The following is a 16,578-nucleotide window of genomic DNA, read 5'->3' as shown; positions in this document are numbered from 1 at the left end:
GTATGCGCTTACTCATAACTGTGCCCCGCCCTCAGCCCTTCGCGGACGCGGTGGGCGATTTCCAGGAATTCCGGTGTCTCGCGGATGTCGAGCGGTCGTTCCTTCGGCAGTGTCGAGTCGATAATATCGGTCACGCGGCCCGGGCGTGGCGACATGACGACGATCTTGGTGGAGAGGTAGACGGCTTCCGGAATGGAATGGGTGACGAAGCAGATCGTCTTGTTGGTGCGCGACCACAGTTTCAGAAGCGCCGCATTCAGGTGATCGCGGACGATTTCATCGAGGGCGCCGAAGGGTTCGTCCATCAAGAGCAGATCGGCGTCGAAGGCGAGCGCGCGGGCGATCGAGGCACGCTGCTGCATGCCGCCTGAGAGCTGCCAGGGAAATTTTTTCTCGAAGCCGGAGAGTTCGACGAGGTCGAGCGCCCCATCAATGCGCTTCTTCTGTTCGGGTTTCGAATAACCCATGATCTCCAGTGGCAGGGCGATGTTCTTCTCGATTGTGCGCCACGGATAAAGTGCCGGCGCCTGGAAGACATAGCCATAGGCACGGGCCTTGCGGGCCTCATCCGGTGTCATGCCGTTGATGGCGATGTCGCCGGAGGTCTTGCGCTCGAGATCGGCGATGACGCGCAGGAAAGTCGTCTTGCCGCAGCCGGAAGGGCCGATGAAGGAGACAAACTCGCCCCTGCGGATATCGAGATTGACATCAGCAAGCGCGTGCACCGCGCCGTCATTCGTCTGGTAGCTGAGACAGAGATCCTTGGCGGATACGACGGAGGGTGCTTGCATCAATAAACCAGTCTTGTTTTCGCCGCGCCGGCGCGATTTTCCATGATATCATTGCCGCCGGTCTTACCGACAGCACAGTCCTTGGAGGATGAGGATGGACGCAAAATCAAAGCCCACCTGCCACATTGTTCGCCCCAACCACACCTATGACGGCAAGCAGGGGCTCAGCTATTTCGAGGGTATTGCGGCCGAGACCGTGGGCGCGAAGGGCATCTGCATGCATCTTCTGACGATCCCGCCCGGTGTGCGCGCCAAGGCGCATCTGCATGAGGCGCATGAAACGGCGATCTACATGCTCTCCGGTGAGGCGCATACCTGGTATGGCGACCAGCTCGAGAACCACATTGTCGTGCATGCCGGCGAGCTTTTCTACATCCCGGCGGGCGTCCCGCATTTGCCGGCCAACTTGAGCAGCACGCCATGCACGGCGATCATTGCCCGCACCGATCCGAACGAGCAGGAAAGCGTGATCCTGCTGCCGGAGCTGGATGCGCTGGTGCCGGCGTGAGGCTATTTGCATAGCGGCAGCGGCCCCCACTTGATTGCGGCATCAGCCACGAACCCGATCGTATAGCCTTTAGGCCCTGATGTGATCTTGACGGTGTCGTCGTTGCTGCTCTCTTCGCCCTCCGCCTGGCAAGCGACCGTGGCGGTGAAGTCCTTGCCTTCGGTCTTCAGGACTTTCTTGATTTCGCAGTAAGAGGCCGCCGTGGTGATGCCCTCGGAAGTCAGCAGAAAGAAGTTGTCGGAACCTGTGCTTTCGCCGCTCTTGGCGTAGGCGCAGCCATCCTTGTTGCCGTAGCTGCCCTTGATGGGCAGCGTGTCGGCATTCGCCGCGGTGGAAAGCGCGGCCAGGGAAACGATCGTCAGAAGCAGATGGCCGCGCATGTGTGTCACACGCCGCTCGCCGGGATGCCCGTGCGTTCGACCTTGCGCGGCGCGGTGATCTCCTTCCAGGTCGACAGCGCCTTGCTGACGGCGGTGACCGGCTCGCGCTTGACGAATTCGCCATGGCCGGAGCGGGTTTTGACAGTCCCTTCCTCGATCGCCACGACGCCACGTGTCAGGGTATAGCGCGGCAGGCCGGTGACTTCCTTGCCTTCGAAGACGTTGTAATCGATCGCCGACTGCTGGCTCTTCGACGTAATGGTCTTGGAGCGCTTCGGATCCCAGACGACGAGATCGGCATCGGCGCCGACGAGGATCGCGCCCTTCTTCGGGTAGATGTTGAGGATCTTGGCAATGTTGGTCGAGGTGACGGCGACGAATTCGTTCATCGTCAGGCGACCCGTATTGACGCCATAGGTCCAGAGCATCGGCATGCGGTCTTCGAGGCCGCCGGTGCCGTTCGGGATCTTGGTGAAATCGCCAACGCCGAATCGCTTCTGCGCCGTGGTGAAGGCGCAATGGTCGGTCGCCACGACCTGCAGCGAACCGGAGGCAAGGCCGGCCCAGAGGCTGTCCTGATGCTGCTTGTTGCGGAAGGGCGGGGACATGACGCGGCGGGCGGCATGATCCCAATCCTTGTCGAAATATTCTGACTCGTCGAGGGTCAGGTGCTGGATCAGCGGCTCGCCATAGGCGCGGATGCCCTTCTGACGGGCGCGGCGGATCGCTTCATGCGCCTGTTCGCAAGAGGTGTGGACGATATAGACAGGGCAGCCGGCCATGTCGGCGATCATGATGGCGCGGTTGGTTGCCTCGCCCTCGACTTCGGCCGGGCGCGAATAGGCATGCGCCTCGGGGCCGTTATTGCCTTCGGACAGCAGCTTGGCGGAAAGGGAGGCGACGACATCGCCGTTTTCGGCATGGACGAGCGGCAGAGCGCCAAGCTCGGCGCAACGCTGGAAGGAGGCGAACATCTCGTCGTCATTCACCATCAGCGCGCCCTTGTAGGCCATGAAGTGCTTGAAGGTGTTGATGCCCTTGTCCTCAACGATCGTCTTCATTTCGTTGAAGACCTGCTCGCCCCACCAGGTGATTGCCATGTGGAAGGAATAGTCGCAATTGGCGCGGGTCGACTTGTTGTCCCACATGGTCAGCGCCTCGAGCAGCGACTGGCCGGGCGAGGGAAGGGCGAAATCGACGACCATGGTCGTGCCGCCGGAAAGGGCAGCGCGCGTGCCGCTCTCGAAATCGTCGGAGGAATAGGTGCCCATGAAGGGCATTTCCAGATGGGTATGCGGATCGATGCCGCCGGGCATGATGTAGCAGCCTGTCGCGTCGAGCGTTTCGGTGCCCGAAAGGTTCTGCCCAATCTCGACGATCTTGCCGCCGTCGATCTTGACGTCAGCCTTATAGGTGAGGTCGGCGGTGACGATGGTGCCGTTCTTGATGACTGTGCTCATTCTCCGAACTCCCTGTCGCTGCGCGGTGCCTGCGCAAGCTGGTTATCCAATGACTGGCGGTAGCGGATGCAGCCGCGCATAAATTGAGGCCAATCGGGCACGATCTGACCGCCGGTCGGCGTATCAGGCAGAAGCGTCCACAGATCGGGATGATGCCAACAGAGTTCATGGCCGGACGTATCGCGGTGAATGCGGATCGCGCGGCGCATGGATCGTGCCGCCAACAACAGATCACCGTGGCTCATGCCGTCCAGATCTGCGTCCGGATCCGTGATCACGACACTATCTCCGCCGTCTCGACCACCGCATGGAACAGCACATCGGCGCCCGCCGTTGCCCATTCCTTGGAAATGTCTTCCGCTTCGTTGTGCGAGAGACCACCGACGCAGGGGCACATGACCATGGTGGCAGGGGCGACCTTGGCGGCCCAGCAGGCGTCATGGCCGGCGCCGGAGATGATGTTCATGTGGCTGTAGCCGAGGCGGTCGGCGGCGGAGCGGACCGAGGTGACGAGTTTCTCGTCGAAGGTGACGGGCTCGAAATGGCCAATCGCCTCGATGGAACAGCCCACACCCAGTGCATCGCAGATCTTGGGCGCTTCGACCTCGATCTTTGCCCGCATGCGGTCGAGCTTGGCCTTGTCGGGCGAGCGGATGTCGACGGTGAAGACGACCTTGCCCGGCAGCACGTTGCGGGAATTAGGCGAGAAGAAGACCTGGCCGACGCCGCCGACGGCGCCTGGCTGTTCGCCCATGGCGACACCCTGGACCATTTCCAGAATGCGCGACATCGCAAGGCCGGCATTGACGCGCATGTTCATCGGAGTTGAGCCGGTATGGGCTTCCTTGCCGGTCAGCGTGAATTCCAGCCACCACAGGCCCTGACAGTGGGTAACGACGCCGATCTGCTTGTTTTCGGCTTCGAGGATCGGGCCCTGCTCGATGTGATATTCGAAATAGGCGTGCATCTTGCGGGCGCCGACTTCCTCGTCGCCGACCCAGCCGATGCGCTTCAGCTCGTCACCGAAGAGATTGCCTTCGGGATCCTTGCGATTGTAGGCGAAGTCCAGGCTGTGCGCGCCGGCGAAGACGCCGGAGGCCAGCATGGCAGGCGCGAAGCGGGCGCCTTCCTCGTTGGTCCAGTTGGTGACGACAATGGGGTGCTTGGTCTTGATGCCGAGGTCGTTCATGGTTCTGACGACTTCGAGGGCGCCGAGCACGCCGAGCACGCCGTCATATTTGCCGCCGGTCGGCTGGGTATCGAGATGCGAGCCGACATAGACGGGAAGGGCGTTCGGATCGGTGCCGGGGCGGGTCGCGAACATCGTGCCCATCTTGTCGACGCCGAGCGTCATGCCGGCGTCTTCGCACCATGTCTTGAAGAGGTTGCGGCCCTCGGCATCGGAATCCGTCAGCGTCTGGCGGTTGTTGCCGCCGGCAATTCCCGGGCCGATCTTCGCCATGTCCATGAGACTGTCCCAGAGACGGTCCCCATTGACGCGCATATTTTCGCCTGGCGCTGCCACCATACTGAAAGTCCTCACCTGTTTTGCGGCAGTCATGCAATGTACATGCCCGCCTTGTTCCCGTGGTCAAATTCCGCTGCCGCTTCTTGTTCTGTCAGCGCCGGAAAATCGCCAGTTGCCTTTGTTTTTTATCTGGCGGATAATTTGACCGATTGGTAAACATTACAACTTCCATCGCTGCGCTCAAGACGAAAATCACGAAAAATACAGACAAAAATGCGGGCAATTGCGCATTAAAGCGGCAGGAGGGCCGTTCTTCAAATCTTGAGCGAAGGAGTTGAATTTCAAGGGGAAAAGAGCGAATGGCCATACCGAGAGCGGCGAAGACACTTCGGCGGACACGCATCCAGGAGGAGAAGGAAGAGCAGATCCTGGAAGCGGCTCTGGATGTGTTTTCGGTCAGCGGCTTCCGCGGCTCGACCATCGACCAGATCGCCGAAGTGGCCGGCATGTCGAAGCCGAACCTGCTCTATTATTTCCGCACCAAGGAAGCCATGCACCGGGCGCTGATCGACCGGGTGCTCTTCAACTGGCTGGAGCCGCTGAGGGCCTTCGATGCGGAAGGCGATCCGGAAGCGGAGATCCGCAGCTATATCCGCCGCAAGCTGGAGATGGCGCGCGATTTCCCCCGCGAGAGCCGGCTATTCGCCAACGAGATGTTGCAAGGCGCGCCGCACGTTCTCGACATGCTGAAAGGACCGCTGAAAGAGCTGGTCGACGAAAAGGCGGCCGTGATCCGCACCTGGATCAAAAGCGGCAAGATCGCCCGCTGCGACCCCTATCACCTCATCTTCTCGATCTGGTCGACGACGCAGCACTATGCCGATTTCGACGTGCAGGTTCGCGCCGTGCTTGGCGAAGAGCATTCCGGCGACGGGCGCTTCGAGGACGCGGCGCGCTTCCTGGAGCAGCTTTTCATCGGCGGGTTGCGGCCGGATCGGTCGGGCGCCTGAGGCGTCGCTTCAAAGAGTTAGAGCGTCCTGCACGGACGTGCCAAGCGGGCAAGAATGTCCGTTACCCTCCTCGGTCGGGCGCGCTTCTCAATCCGGTTTCTTCTGTCTAGCCCATCATTGCTGGAAGCCGGGCGGCGAGCGTGTCGATCGCCAGTCTGACCTTCGGCACCATGACCGGCGAGCGCAGCCAGATAGCGTGAGCATCGAAGATATTGGCTTCCTCGTGTTTCAGGACTTGGACGAGACGGGCTGCAGCAACGTTCTCGCGTACCAGCCAGCAAGGCAGCCAGGCAAGGCCGCGGCCGGCAAGCGCTGCGTCCGAGATCGCCGCGAGGTCATCGAGCCGCAGCCGCGAGCGTGGCAGGATCTGCCGCCATGGATCATCTGGCGCGGGGAAGATCCAGCTCCTTTCATAGTCGCCTCGTCTGTAGACGATGCCTTGATGCTGCGGAATATCCGCGATCGTCTGCGGTACGCCGTGCCTTTCGAGATAGGCGGGAGATGCACAGACGGTCATCCGCTGACGAGCGACGGCGCGGGCCATCAGGTCGGGATGGTCTTTCAGTTGCCCGTTGCGGATGGCAAGATCGAAACCATCCTCCAGGAGGTCGACGATACGATCGTTGAACGAGAGATCGAGTTCGAGTTCGGGATGCTCATCGAGCAGATTTTCCAGGATTGGTGCGATGCAGAGGCGACCGAAGAGCACGGGCATGGAGATACGCAGCCGGCCACGCACGCTATGCCGGCCTGACTCCAGCATGGCCTCGCCGAGGCGGATTTCTTCGACCGCACGCAAGCAGCGCTCGTAGAAAAAGCGACCTTCCTCTGTCAGGCTTTGCATGCGCGTGGTGCGGTTGAAGAGGCGTACGCCGAGGCGCTGCTCCAGCCGCGCGATGGTCTTGCCGACGGCGGAACGCGTCAGATGCAGCCGCACGGCGGCGGCCGAAAAACCGCCTGCCTCAACAGTCTCGACAAAGATCGAGATGCCTTTCAGTTGCTCCATATTGTTTCCTCAGTGGAACCAGTCTGGCGAATTAATATCACAACTGGTGCAGAATTTTCAACGATATGGTCTCGCTCCCTACAATGAATAAGGAGCGAGACGATGCAGACGACACGGCAATGGCAGATCGACAGGGTCGGTCCGGACCAGAAACTGACGATCGGCGAAGGCAGGCTGGAGCCGGTTTCCAGCAACAAGATGCTGGTGCGGACACAGGCGGTTTCGCTGAATTTTCGCGACAGGCTGGTGATGGAAAACGGCATGGGATTGCCACTGCATTTTCCCTTCGTGCCGGCCTCCGACATGGCGGGTGTCGTGGAAGCGGTCGGTCCCGAGGTCACTCGTTTCAAACCGGGCGACCGGGTTATCTCGACCTTCTCGCCCGACTGGATCGATAGTCGCAGCCTGGGCGATGCGCGCACGCCGCCTTACAAGACGCGCGGCGGCTTCTATCCCGGCGTTCTCTCGGATTATACCGTCCTGTCCGAGGAGTGGTATGCGCATTCACCGAAGACGCTCGATCCGGCCGAAGCAAGCACCTTGCCCTGCGCCGGACTGACCGCCTGGTTCGCGCTGATCGAATGCGGCAGATTGAAAGCAGGCGACAAGGTGCTGGTGCAAGGTACAGGCGGCGTGGCGCTCTTCGGCCTGCAGATCGCCAAGGCCCATGGCGCGGAGGTCTTCATCACCTCAGGCAGTGTAGATAAGCTGGAGCGCGCCGCCGCCCTGGGTGCCGATCATGCCATCAATCGCAATGAAGGAGATTGGGTGGAGCAGCTCTATTTGCTAACTGGCGATTATGGCGTCGACCATGTGTTGGAAATTGTCGGCGGTGCCCATCTCGGTCAGGCCCTGAAGGCTGTGGCGGTCAATGGCCGAATCTCCGTCATTGGGGTTCTCGACGGTTTCGAAGTGTCCGGCCCGGCCGGTCCTCTGCTGCTCAAGGCGCCCGTCGTACAAGGCATTGCCGTCGGCCATCGGCGCGCGCTGGAGGATCTGGTGCGGGCGGTCGATCAGACGGTGCTGAAACCCGTGATCGACAAGCGCTATGCCTTCGAGGAATTCCCTGCGGCGCTCGAGCATCTCTATCGCGGGCCATTCGGCAAAGTCGTGGTCGAGTTCTGAGTGAAGGACTTCCCTTCTCCCTTCTAGGGAGAAGGGGTTCGGATCAGGCGGCGGCGCTCGCATCGCTTTCGAAAGCAAGACCTTCATCGGCCCAGCCGGTGAGCCCGCCGATCATCAGCTTGACGGAGAGGCCGAGGCGGGAGAGGCGGAGGGCTGCCTTGTCGGCACCGTTGCAATGCGGGCCGGCGCAATAGACCACGAACAGCGTATCGGAAGGCCATTCCGACATGCGGTGCGCAGTCATCTTGCCGTGCGGCAGGTTGAGGGCGCCCGGCACATGCGACAGCGCAAAGAGTGCTGGCGAGCGGACGTCGAGCAGGACGAAATCGACCTTGCCCGATGTGAAGGCGGCGTTCACATCCGAGCAATCGGTCTCGAAGGTGAGCTTGCGGGCGAAGTGTTCGGCGGCGGTTTCGGGTGCTGCGGCGGGGATTTCGGAAACGGGACTAGGCATGATCTCTTCCTTTCTTGCCTTTGATTGCAGCCGATCATTGCCGATGATAGTGATGGACGAAATTGGCCATCATGACGGATAGCGTAAAGATCATGCCAAAATCGGATGCTCGCAAGACACGGGGACCGCACGTCGTAGCGCTTGCCTATGATGGGCTCTGCACTTTCGAATTCGGCATTGCCTACGAGGTCTTCGGCCTGTCGCGGCCGGAGATGGGCGAGGGCTGGTATCGCTTCTCGGTCGCCGGCATCGAGGCCGGTCCGCTGCGGGCGGCCGGCGGGTTGACGGTTGCGGTCGACAGAGGGCTGGAACTGCTTGACGAGGCGGATCTCATCATCGCGCCGGGATGGCGGACGATCGATGCGCCGGTGCCGGAAGCTTTGATTGCTGCCTTGCGTGCTGCCCATGAACGGGGAGCGCGGGTGATGTCGCTATGCTCGGGGGTCGCCGTGCTTGCCGCGGCAGGACTGCTCGCCGGGCGGCGGGCAACGACCCATTGGCGCTATGTCGCCTCGATTGCCGAACGTTACCCCGACATCGCGCTCGATGCCGACGTGCTCTACATGGACGAGGGCAGCATCCTGACGGCGGCGGGCAGTGCCGCAGGCATCGATCTCTGCCTGCATGTGGTGCGCGGTGACTTCGGCCCGGATGCGGCCAACAGCGTGGCGCGTCGTCTCGTCGTTCCGCCGCATCGCGAAGGCGGACAGGCGCAGTTCATTGCGGCCCCCGTGCCGGAGGAACGCGAGGGCATTCGTCTCGGACCATTGATCGAATGGATGCGGGAGCGTCTGGCTGAGGAGCAGCCGATCAGCCTGCTTGCCGGCAAGGCCGGCATGAGCATGCGCACCTTCCAGCGTCGCTTCGAGGCGACGACAGGCGACAGTGTCGGCGAATGGCTGCTGAAGGAACGGTTGCGGCAGGCGCGCGATCTTCTGGAGAAGGAGCTTGCCGTGTCGCTCGACGATATCGCCATCGCCAGCGGGTTTGGCACGTTGGCGACCATGCGCCATCATTTCCGCCGGCGGCTCGGAACGAGTCCGAGCGCGTATCGGAAATCATTCGGGCTTTGAGAATAAACGGATAAAGAAAAAGCCGCCTTGGGCGGCTTTTTTATCAGGCTTTTCGGAGATTTTACTCCGCAGCCTGGCGCGCCATCGGGTTGTTCGGGTGGGTCGTCCAGTTGGCGTAGTTCGGATCGACCACCTTGCCGGTGCGCTTATCGAGGGCGCCAGCTGGAAGCTGCTCCATGGTGATGCAGTTTTCGACCGGGCAGACGCTGACGCAGAGATTGCAGCCGACACATTCCTCGTCCATCACCTCGAAATGGCGAACGCCGTCGACGAAGTTGGTGATTGCCTGGTGCGAGGTGTCCTCGCAGGCGATGTAGCAGCGGCCGCATTTGATGCAGGCGTCCTGATCGATCTTGGCCTTCGCTATGTAGTTGAGGTTGAGGTACTGCCAGTCGGTGACGTTGGGCACGGCGCGGCCGGTGATGTCGTCGAGGGTCTTGTGGCCCTTTTCGTCCATCCAGTCGGAAAGGCCCGTGATCATTTCCTGCACGATCTTGAAGCCGTAGGTCATGGCCGCCGTGCAGACCTGGACGTTGCCGGCGCCGAGGACGAGGAATTCGGCAGCGTCCCGCCAGGTGGTGATGCCGCCGATGCCCGAGATCGGCAGGCCGTAGGTTTCCGGGTCGCGAGCGATTTCGGCGACCATGTTGAGCGCGATCGGTTTCACCGCAGGGCCGCAATAGCCGCCGTGACTGCCCTTGCCCCCAACGGTCGGGTTTGGCGCGAAATTGTCGAGATCGACCGAGACGATCGAGTTGATCGTGTTGATCAGCGAGACGGCGTCCGTGCCGCCGGCTTTAGCCGCTCGGGCAGGGCGGCGGATATCGGTGATGTTGGGCGTCAGCTTGGTGATGACGGGCATGCGCGTGTACTGCTTGCACCAGCGCACGACCATTTCGATATATTCCGGCACCTGGCCGACAGCCGAACCCATGCCGCGTTCGGACATGCCGTGCGGACAGCCGAAGTTCAGTTCGATACCGTCTGCTTCGGTCTCTTCCACCAGCGGCAGGATCGCCTTCCAGGCCTGTTCCTCGCAGGGCACCATGATCGAGGCGATGAGCGCCCGGTCGGGCCAATTCATCTTGACCTGCTTCATTTCGCGCAGGTTGGTCTGCAGGTCGCGGTCGGTGATGAGCTCGATATTGTTGAGGCCGAGCAGGCGACGGTCGGCACCCCAGATCGCGCCGTAGCGCGGACCATTGACGTTGACGACAGGCGGGCCTTCTTCACCTAGCGTCTTCCAGACGACGCCGCCCCAGCCGGCCTTGAAGGCGCGCTCGACATTGTAGGCCTTGTCGGTCGGCGGTGCGGAGGCGAGCCAGAAGGGGTTCGGGGACTTGATGCCGACGAAATTATTGCGGAGATCAGCCATTGTTCATTCTCCCCTTCAGGCGACGGCGACAGCCGGAGCGGCTGCGGCGGACAGGGTACGGTGAATGGATTCGGCCGCATCGCGGCCATGGGCGACGGCAGAGACGGTGAGGTCTTCACCACCGAAGACGCAGTCGCCGCCAGCCCAGACGCCATCAACCGATGTGCGGCCTTCGGCATCAACTGCGATGCGGCCGGATTCCATCCGCAGCGCGCCGAGACCTGAGGTCTCGAATGTCTGGCCGATTGCCTTGAAGATCTGGTCGGTGGCGATCACGCCGGTCTCACCGGTGCCCGAAAGGCGGCCATCGATGATAGCGGTATATTCCACCTCGATTGCCGCCACCTTGCCATCCTGCGAGAGGATGGATTTCGGCGCTAGCCAGTGGCGAATGATGACGCCCTTTGATGTCGCGAGATCCTGCTCGAATTCCGAGGCGTTCATATGTTCCTTGCCGCGGCGGTAGCAGATGGTCACTTCCTCGGCGCCGAGAAGCTTTGCCTGCACGGCGGCATCGATTGCCGTCATGCCGCCGCCGAGAACGACGACGCGGCGGCCAATGGCGATCTCGCCCTTGTCGCCGGCCTGGCGCAGGGCGGCAATGAAATCGACTGCATCATCGACACCAGGCAGGTTTTCATTGTCGACGCGCAATGCGTTGACGCCGGCAAGGCCGAGGCCGAGGAAGACGGCATCGTACTGGCCCTGCAGGTCGGAGAGCGAGAAATCGCGGCCGAGCTGCTGGTCGTGCTTCACCTCGATGCCGCCGATCGAGAGGACGTAGTCGACCTCTTTCTGCGCGAAGTCATCGACCGTCTTGTAGGTGGCGATGCCATATTCGTTGAGGCCACCGGATTTCGGCTTGGTGTCGTAGATCACCACATCATGGCCTTTGACGGCGAGGCGGTGGGCTGCCGCAAGGCCAGCGGGACCGGCGCCGACGACGGCGATCTTCTTGCCGGTCGGTTCCGCACGCCGATAGAACTGCTTGTCGGCGGCCATTGCCGCATCCGTCGCATAGCGCTGCAGGCGGCCGATCTCGACAGGGCGCTCTTCGGCCGTGTTGCGCACACAGGCCTGTTCGCAGAGCTCTTCGGTGGGACAGACGCGGGCGCACATGCCGCCAAGGATGTTCTGGTCGAAGATCGTCTTCGCCGAGCCGATCGGATTGCCGGTCGAAATCTGGCGGATGAAGAGCGGAATATCGATGGAGGTGGGACAGGCCGTCATGCACGGCGCGTCATAGCAGAAATAACAGCGGTCGGCGGCGACCAGCGCTTCGTGGTTGTCGAGGCGCGGATGAAGATCGGAAAAATTAGCCTCGTACTCGGCGGACGAAAGCCGGCCAGCACGAATCCCAGTTTCCAGGCGTTCCATTGAAGTTCCCTCTTTATTGGTAACGACTAGTGAGGGAATCGTAACTCAGGTTCAAAAATTTATCAAACGGTAAAATTTTGGCAATTTTCTTTCGTCTGCGTCATGTAAGTAATTGATTTTGTTTGTCATGATAATTCTTTAGGCAGGCTCTGCCTTCCGATTGGGTGGATCTGAGTGGCAACCCAGTTCGGGTGTCCGAGAAAAAATTGACAAAAGGCCAAATTTTTTTCGAACCGGGGGAACCAAAGTTAATGAGCGTAGTTAATGCGATATCCGGATGATGACCGCATCGACCCAACATGCGCGCCCCCAACCCATCATTCGGACGAACTCACGGTCCCCTCCCGGTGAGTGGAGACAGCCGGTGCGCCGCCCTCGCACCGGCTGTTTTTCCGTTAGGTCCCAACAATTTCAGCAAGCAGGCATTCCGGCAAAACGTGCAGCGGTAAAACGTCTCAAGTGCGTTTCAGGATTTCGAATTCCGTTTCCGGAACGGTCAGGTGATATTCAATGCGGCCGGGTACGAGCGTCAATTCGGCCTTGCCGTTGACGGAGGAGGGCACGACACGCTCCAGCACCGTGCGGCCGAAGCTGTTTTCGCTGAATTCGTGCACATCGGCACTGTTCGGAAGCACTTCCACCCAGGCGAGTTCGATTGCCCGGCGGCCGGCGATCTTTGCCTCCCGGCAATTCAGCGTGACCGATGTCGCCCCGCTGGCGATTGCGCCATAGGAGGCGGAATTGACGATCAGTTCATGTAGCGCCAGACCGACATGCACGGCGGCGTTTGGTGTCAGATGGGCGTTGATGCCAAAGATCGGCATGGAGCCTGATGTTTCCGGCCAGTAGGGGGCGAACTGCTTTCCGGCGAGCTCGAACAGAAAGGCACCGCGCCAGCTGGAATCGGTGATCAGATCCTGCGAGTTGGAGAGCGACTGAAGACGGCCGCGGAATTTCATCAGGAAAGCATCGAGAGAAATGGTGTTGCGCGCGGTCTGCGTGGCGATACCCTGGATGATGGCAAGCAGGTTCTTGGAGCGGTGGGAAAGCTCGCGCAGCAGCGATTTCAGCACCTTTTCGCGATGCCGGCTTTCGGTAATCTCCGAGATGACGGAGAGCAGGCCGTAATTGCCGTGCGCGCCGGTGCGTTGAACGTTCAGTTCGAATGTCCTGACTTCGCCGTCGATTGCAACATCGACCTCGGCATTGCTGGAGGCGCCGGTCTCAAGCACCATCCGCTTCATCGCGGCAAGGGATTTGCCGTGTGCTTCGCCAAACAGCGAACCGTCATCACCACCGGCGACAAAACGCTTCTGGAAATAGGGGAGAAGGTTTTCGGCATAGATTATTGCAAGGCCCGCATCCTGATACAGGATAGAGATAGCGGCGCTGGCGAGCGCGCGCTCCATAATGGCCGCCTTGCCTTCGGTGGTGAAAGGCGTTCCGGACAGTGGTCCAGTCGTATTCACTCGGCCGCCTTTCCTCAGTCCCTTCGAAGATACGGAGGGATGTTACCCCTCCCGACAAAACTGCCGGTCATTCTAAAAGCAAGCGCTGCAAAAACCGTTAAAGCCGCCAATACGCTCCGGCAGAGCCGGAACGCATCGCTACCGGAATGGTTCCGGCGCGGCTGAAATTCATGTTTCAGGCCGCCACACGGGTCGTTTCATTGAAGAAAAGCGCCTGACTGATCAAAGCCTTGACCATGTCGGGGTTGAAGGGCTTGGTCACCAGGAAGGTGGGCTCCGGCCGCTCCCCAGTCAGCAATCTCTCGGGGAAGGCGGTGATGAAGATGACGGGCACACTCGATGTCTTCAGGATATCGTTGACGGCATCGATGCCCGAGCTGCCGTCGGCAAGCTGGATATCGGCCAGAACCATGCTTGGTTTGGTCTTGTTATAGAGTGCCACGGCTTCCGTATGGGTGCGGGCGATGCCGGTAACGCGGTGGCCGAGGCTCTCGACCATCTGCTCGATATCCATGGCGATCAGCGGTTCGTCCTCGATGATCATGATATCGGTGGCCACCTGGCGCGAGATCTCGTGCGAAGCCTTGTCGAGGAGCTCCATGGTTTCGTCATCGCTGATTTCGAGAATGTCGGCGATCTCGGAGACACGAAAATTCTCGACGGAGGCGAGCAGGAAAGCCTGCCGGGCGAGGGGCGAAACCTTCGAGAGGTTCAGCGTCGCGCGCTGTTCCCAGGCATAGGGAGAGGATGGTTCGGGAATCTCGACCGCAGTGGAACCAAACAGTTGCGTGAACAGTTTGTAGAGTGCGACGCGGTCATTCGCGGTATCCGGGAATATGGAGAGATCGGCGATGATCGCTTCCAGGACGGCGGCGACGTAAGCATCGCCAGAAGTCTGAGTGCCGGTAAGCGCGCGGGAATAGCGACGCAGATAAGGAAGGTGCGGCGCAATTCGAGTTGAAAGTGTCATTAAAAACTCCCGTCTACAGGCCATGAATAGCTGCAATGATCTGAAAACGCGGTCTTGATAAAAAAGTTCCTGATGGAAGGAACTTTTTTTGCAGCGCCGCATTATCCTAGCCGACAAATGAAGGGCGTCACGTTTTGACCCATGTGAGCGGAATGGATCTATTGCATCAAGGGTTTGAAAGAACCGGCTTGATCGATTGGATATACGTTCCATTTATCTTTCACAGCAGACTTTGCCTTTCATCCCGAGACAACAGGCAAGAAGTGATCAGTTGATGACGACAGCAAAGACAGAAGCACCGGACGAGCGCCAGCTGGAGTTGCGGGCGAGCGACATACTGGATCCGAACAATCAGATCGGCGTCAGGCTGCGGTCGCTCTATGCCGCCGCGCAGGAGGAAGCTATTCCCGACCGCTTTCTCGATCTGCTGGAAAAGCTCGACCAGGCCGAATTGATGGCTTCCGCCAAGATGGCCGAATAGGAATACCCGCATGGAAAAAGCGCAACCGAGCTTCAAGCGCGAACTCCTGGCGGCACTGCCAAGCCTTCGCGCTTTCGCCATATCCCTGATCGGCCGGCACGATCGCGCCGACGACCTGGTTCAAGACACCATCATGAAGGCCTGGGCCAAGCAGGACCATTTCGAGATGGGCACCAACATGAAGGCCTGGCTCTTCACGATCCTGCGCAACGAGCTCTACAGCCAGATGCGCAAGAGCGGGCGTGAGGTGCAGGACAGCGACGGTTTGTTTACCGAATCCATGGCGACACATCCGGCCCAATACGGCGCACTCGACCTGCAGGACTTCAAGAAGGCGCTGGACCAGCTGCCGCCGGACCAGCGCGAAGCGATCATCCTCGTCGGCGCATCGGGCTTCTCTTACGAGGAAGCGGCGGAAATCTGCGGCTGCGCCGTCGGTACCATCAAAAGCCGTGTGAACCGCGCACGCCAGCGTCTGCAGGATCTCCTGCAGATATCAGGCGAGGCGGATTTCGGCCCGGATGCCACGTCGGCGCCGCTGACATCGAAGGCCTTTGCCTTCTGATCAATTTGTTTCCGTGGGAGGAAGGAAGGCCGGTTGCCCTACGGGGCGCCGGCTTTTTATTTGGCGTCCCGGTCACCTGCCTGCCTGAGCTGGTCGCCGAAAAACCGGGCACCACAGCGTCGATGCGATCACTCGCTGGAATGCAGTATCCCGCGCCCAAGGATTTGGGCGCGGGATATATTTGCGACAAAAGCAATGTCGGGAAAGTGAAAGGTGCTGCGGAACGTCAGTCGTCCCGCTTCGAACCCACGAGATTGGCGGCGACAAGAGCGGCCACTATGCCTGCAGTCAATAGCGGCTGGGAGCGGACAAGGCCGAGGCCGACGGTTGCCAGGGATTCAAGTGCGGCGCGACGTTCGCGGGCGCGGCGGGCTTCCTGGCGATTCATGATTGCCATGACGACGAAGACGATGATCGCGATCAGCAATGCGCAGGCCGCCAGGAAAAGCGAAGCGCCGATCGGCCCATAGATGCCTGCCAGCCAGATCGCCCCAGCGGTCACGCCAAGCGCATAGGCGGTCAGCAGAAAAAGCAACGCAACGGCGATGAAGATGCCGTTGCGCTTGGTGCGTTCCACTGTGCGGTGAACGCTGGTGCCTATGAGCAGGCTCAGGATCGGGTAGAGCATCGAGCCTCCTAGCGGCGGGCGAGCATGGCGATAAGCAGGCCGAAGGCGGCAGCGGCACCGACTGTTGCCAGCGGGTGACGGCGGACCGTATTGCGCACTTCGCTTGCGCCGCGCAGGTAACTCTGCTGCAGTTCGTTCAGCAGATCCTCGCTGCGGCCGAGGATGTCCTCGTAGCTTGTGGATGCCTGCGAGCGCAGCTTTTCACCCTGATGGCGGGAGGTCTTGCCGAGAACATGCGTCAGTTCGGCGAGCTCTTCGCGCAGGGCTTCGATCTGATCCTCGATACTGGCTTCGAGATTGTGGAGCGCGCCGTTGCGGCGGCTGCGGCTGGATTGGAAGAGGGAATAGGCCATGACTGTCTCCATAGCTGGGCGCGGACAAGCACCGCCCGGTTTCACACAGGGTCAGCGCCATCAATGGCACGGAAGAGAGCGCCCG

19 protein-coding genes are annotated in these 16,578 nt (G+C 60.7%); 6 read left to right on the top strand and 13 right to left on the bottom strand.

The genetic code is table 11. The annotated features are described in order from the left end of the window. Window positions 1-8: 8 nt before the first annotated feature. Window positions 9-791, bottom strand: a complete 783-nt coding sequence (locus AB4Z13_RS22655) for an ABC transporter ATP-binding protein (RefSeq protein ID WP_113321661.1) — start codon at window positions 789-791, stop codon at window positions 9-11. Window positions 792-885: 94 nt separating this feature from the next. On the opposite strand from AB4Z13_RS22655, the gene AB4Z13_RS22650 reads away from it, so the two are divergent. After that, window positions 886-1,299 (top strand): cupin domain-containing protein, encoded by a 414-nt coding sequence (locus AB4Z13_RS22650; protein ID WP_442206883.1) that lies wholly within the window; start codon window positions 886-888, stop codon window positions 1,297-1,299. A 2-nt stretch (window positions 1,300-1,301) separates the two neighbouring features. Here the strand turns inward: AB4Z13_RS22650 and AB4Z13_RS22645 are convergent, their stop codons facing one another. The 4 genes from AB4Z13_RS22645 to AB4Z13_RS22630 are packed head-to-tail and all read right to left on the bottom strand — an operon-like array spanning window position 1,302 to window position 4,667. Beyond that, complete coding sequence (locus tag AB4Z13_RS22645) at window positions 1,302-1,679, bottom strand: hypothetical protein (protein ID WP_310386177.1); 378 nt, start codon at window positions 1,677-1,679, stop codon at window positions 1,302-1,304. A gap of 5 nt (window positions 1,680-1,684) precedes the next feature. Further along, complete coding sequence (hydA, locus tag AB4Z13_RS22640) at window positions 1,685-3,139, bottom strand: dihydropyrimidinase (RefSeq protein WP_310385622.1); 1,455 nt, start codon at window positions 3,137-3,139, stop codon at window positions 1,685-1,687. Further along, window positions 3,136-3,417, bottom strand: a complete 282-nt coding sequence (locus AB4Z13_RS22635; protein ID WP_442206882.1) for a hypothetical protein — start codon at window positions 3,415-3,417, stop codon at window positions 3,136-3,138. The genes hydA and AB4Z13_RS22635 overlap by 4 nt, the downstream gene beginning before the upstream one ends. Beyond that, complete coding sequence (locus tag AB4Z13_RS22630; protein WP_442206881.1) at window positions 3,414-4,667, bottom strand: Zn-dependent hydrolase; 1,254 nt, start codon at window positions 4,665-4,667, stop codon at window positions 3,414-3,416. The genes AB4Z13_RS22635 and AB4Z13_RS22630 overlap by 4 nt, the downstream gene beginning before the upstream one ends. A 299-nt stretch (window positions 4,668-4,966) precedes the next feature. On the opposite strand from AB4Z13_RS22630, the gene AB4Z13_RS22625 reads away from it, so the two are divergent. Next, window positions 4,967-5,617: a TetR family transcriptional regulator C-terminal domain-containing protein gene (locus AB4Z13_RS22625; protein WP_439016199.1), complete on the top strand. Its 651-nt coding sequence runs from the start codon at window positions 4,967-4,969 to the stop codon at window positions 5,615-5,617. A 106-nt stretch (window positions 5,618-5,723) separates the two neighbouring features. On the opposite strand, the gene AB4Z13_RS22620 is transcribed toward AB4Z13_RS22625, so the two are convergent. Next, on the bottom strand, window positions 5,724-6,623 hold the full coding sequence (locus tag AB4Z13_RS22620; RefSeq protein ID WP_442206880.1) for a LysR family transcriptional regulator: 900 nt from the start codon (window positions 6,621-6,623) through the stop codon (window positions 5,724-5,726). A 102-nt stretch (window positions 6,624-6,725) separates the two neighbouring features. Between AB4Z13_RS22620 and AB4Z13_RS22615 the strand changes: the two genes are divergently transcribed. Then, the gene (locus tag AB4Z13_RS22615) at window positions 6,726-7,748 is read left to right on the top strand and encodes a zinc-dependent alcohol dehydrogenase family protein (protein ID WP_442206879.1); all 1,023 of its coding nucleotides are present in this window, start codon (window positions 6,726-6,728) and stop codon (window positions 7,746-7,748) included. Window positions 7,749-7,791: 43 nt separating this feature from the next. Here AB4Z13_RS22615 and AB4Z13_RS22610 read toward each other — a convergent pair whose 3' ends face one another. Then, window positions 7,792-8,202 (bottom strand): rhodanese-like domain-containing protein, encoded by a 411-nt coding sequence (locus AB4Z13_RS22610; protein WP_442206878.1) that lies wholly within the window; start codon window positions 8,200-8,202, stop codon window positions 7,792-7,794. A 71-nt stretch (window positions 8,203-8,273) separates the two neighbouring features. Between AB4Z13_RS22610 and ftrA the strand changes: the two genes are divergently transcribed. After that, window positions 8,274-9,275 carry a transcriptional regulator FtrA gene (gene ftrA / locus AB4Z13_RS22605; protein WP_442206877.1) on the top strand — a complete coding sequence of 334 codons (1,002 nt, stop codon included), beginning with the start codon at window positions 8,274-8,276 and terminating at the stop codon, window positions 9,273-9,275. 61 nt (window positions 9,276-9,336) lie between these two features. Here ftrA and preA read toward each other — a convergent pair whose 3' ends face one another. The 4 genes from preA to AB4Z13_RS22585 form a co-directional block, all read right to left on the bottom strand. Then, window positions 9,337-10,650: an NAD-dependent dihydropyrimidine dehydrogenase subunit PreA gene (gene preA, locus AB4Z13_RS22600; protein WP_310385609.1), complete on the bottom strand. Its 1,314-nt coding sequence runs from the start codon at window positions 10,648-10,650 to the stop codon at window positions 9,337-9,339. A gap of 15 nt (window positions 10,651-10,665) precedes the next feature. Further along, a complete protein-coding gene (locus AB4Z13_RS22595; protein WP_310385606.1) occupies window positions 10,666-12,027 on the bottom strand; it encodes an NAD(P)-dependent oxidoreductase in 1,362 nt (453 codons plus the stop codon). A gap of 455 nt (window positions 12,028-12,482) precedes the next feature. Beyond that, complete coding sequence (locus AB4Z13_RS22590; RefSeq protein WP_439017265.1) at window positions 12,483-13,478, bottom strand: sensor histidine kinase; 996 nt, start codon at window positions 13,476-13,478, stop codon at window positions 12,483-12,485. Window positions 13,479-13,671: 193 nt separating this feature from the next. Then, window positions 13,672-14,466 carry a response regulator gene (locus AB4Z13_RS22585; RefSeq protein WP_113185377.1) on the bottom strand — a complete coding sequence of 265 codons (795 nt, stop codon included), beginning with the start codon at window positions 14,464-14,466 and terminating at the stop codon, window positions 13,672-13,674. A 274-nt stretch (window positions 14,467-14,740) separates the two neighbouring features. On the opposite strand from AB4Z13_RS22585, the gene AB4Z13_RS22580 reads away from it, so the two are divergent. Together AB4Z13_RS22580 and AB4Z13_RS22575 are read left to right on the top strand one after the other, a co-directional pair. Continuing rightward, entirely contained in the window at window positions 14,741-14,947 is a 207-nt protein-coding gene (locus AB4Z13_RS22580; RefSeq protein WP_007815242.1) for a NepR family anti-sigma factor, read from the top strand. Window positions 14,948-14,957: 10 nt separating this feature from the next. Next, window positions 14,958-15,512, top strand: coding sequence for an RNA polymerase sigma factor (locus AB4Z13_RS22575; RefSeq protein ID WP_113321671.1), 555 nt, complete (start codon window positions 14,958-14,960; stop codon window positions 15,510-15,512). 226 nt (window positions 15,513-15,738) lie between these two features. Here the strand turns inward: AB4Z13_RS22575 and AB4Z13_RS22570 are convergent, their stop codons facing one another. Together AB4Z13_RS22570 and AB4Z13_RS22565 are read right to left on the bottom strand one after the other, a co-directional pair. Further along, on the bottom strand, window positions 15,739-16,140 hold the full coding sequence (locus tag AB4Z13_RS22570; protein ID WP_442206876.1) for a hypothetical protein: 402 nt from the start codon (window positions 16,138-16,140) through the stop codon (window positions 15,739-15,741). A gap of 8 nt (window positions 16,141-16,148) precedes the next feature. Next, entirely contained in the window at window positions 16,149-16,493 is a 345-nt protein-coding gene (locus AB4Z13_RS22565; protein ID WP_439016191.1) for a DUF883 family protein, read from the bottom strand. Window positions 16,494-16,578: the final 85 nt, after the last annotated feature.

The sequence above is a fragment of the Rhizobium sp. YAF28 genome (assembly GCF_052113285.1).
In the GTDB taxonomy this organism is placed as follows: Bacteria; Pseudomonadota; Alphaproteobacteria; order Rhizobiales; family Rhizobiaceae; genus Rhizobium.
The sequence above is the reverse complement of the archived record's forward strand: the minus strand, read 5'-3'. Positions and strand labels throughout refer to the sequence as shown.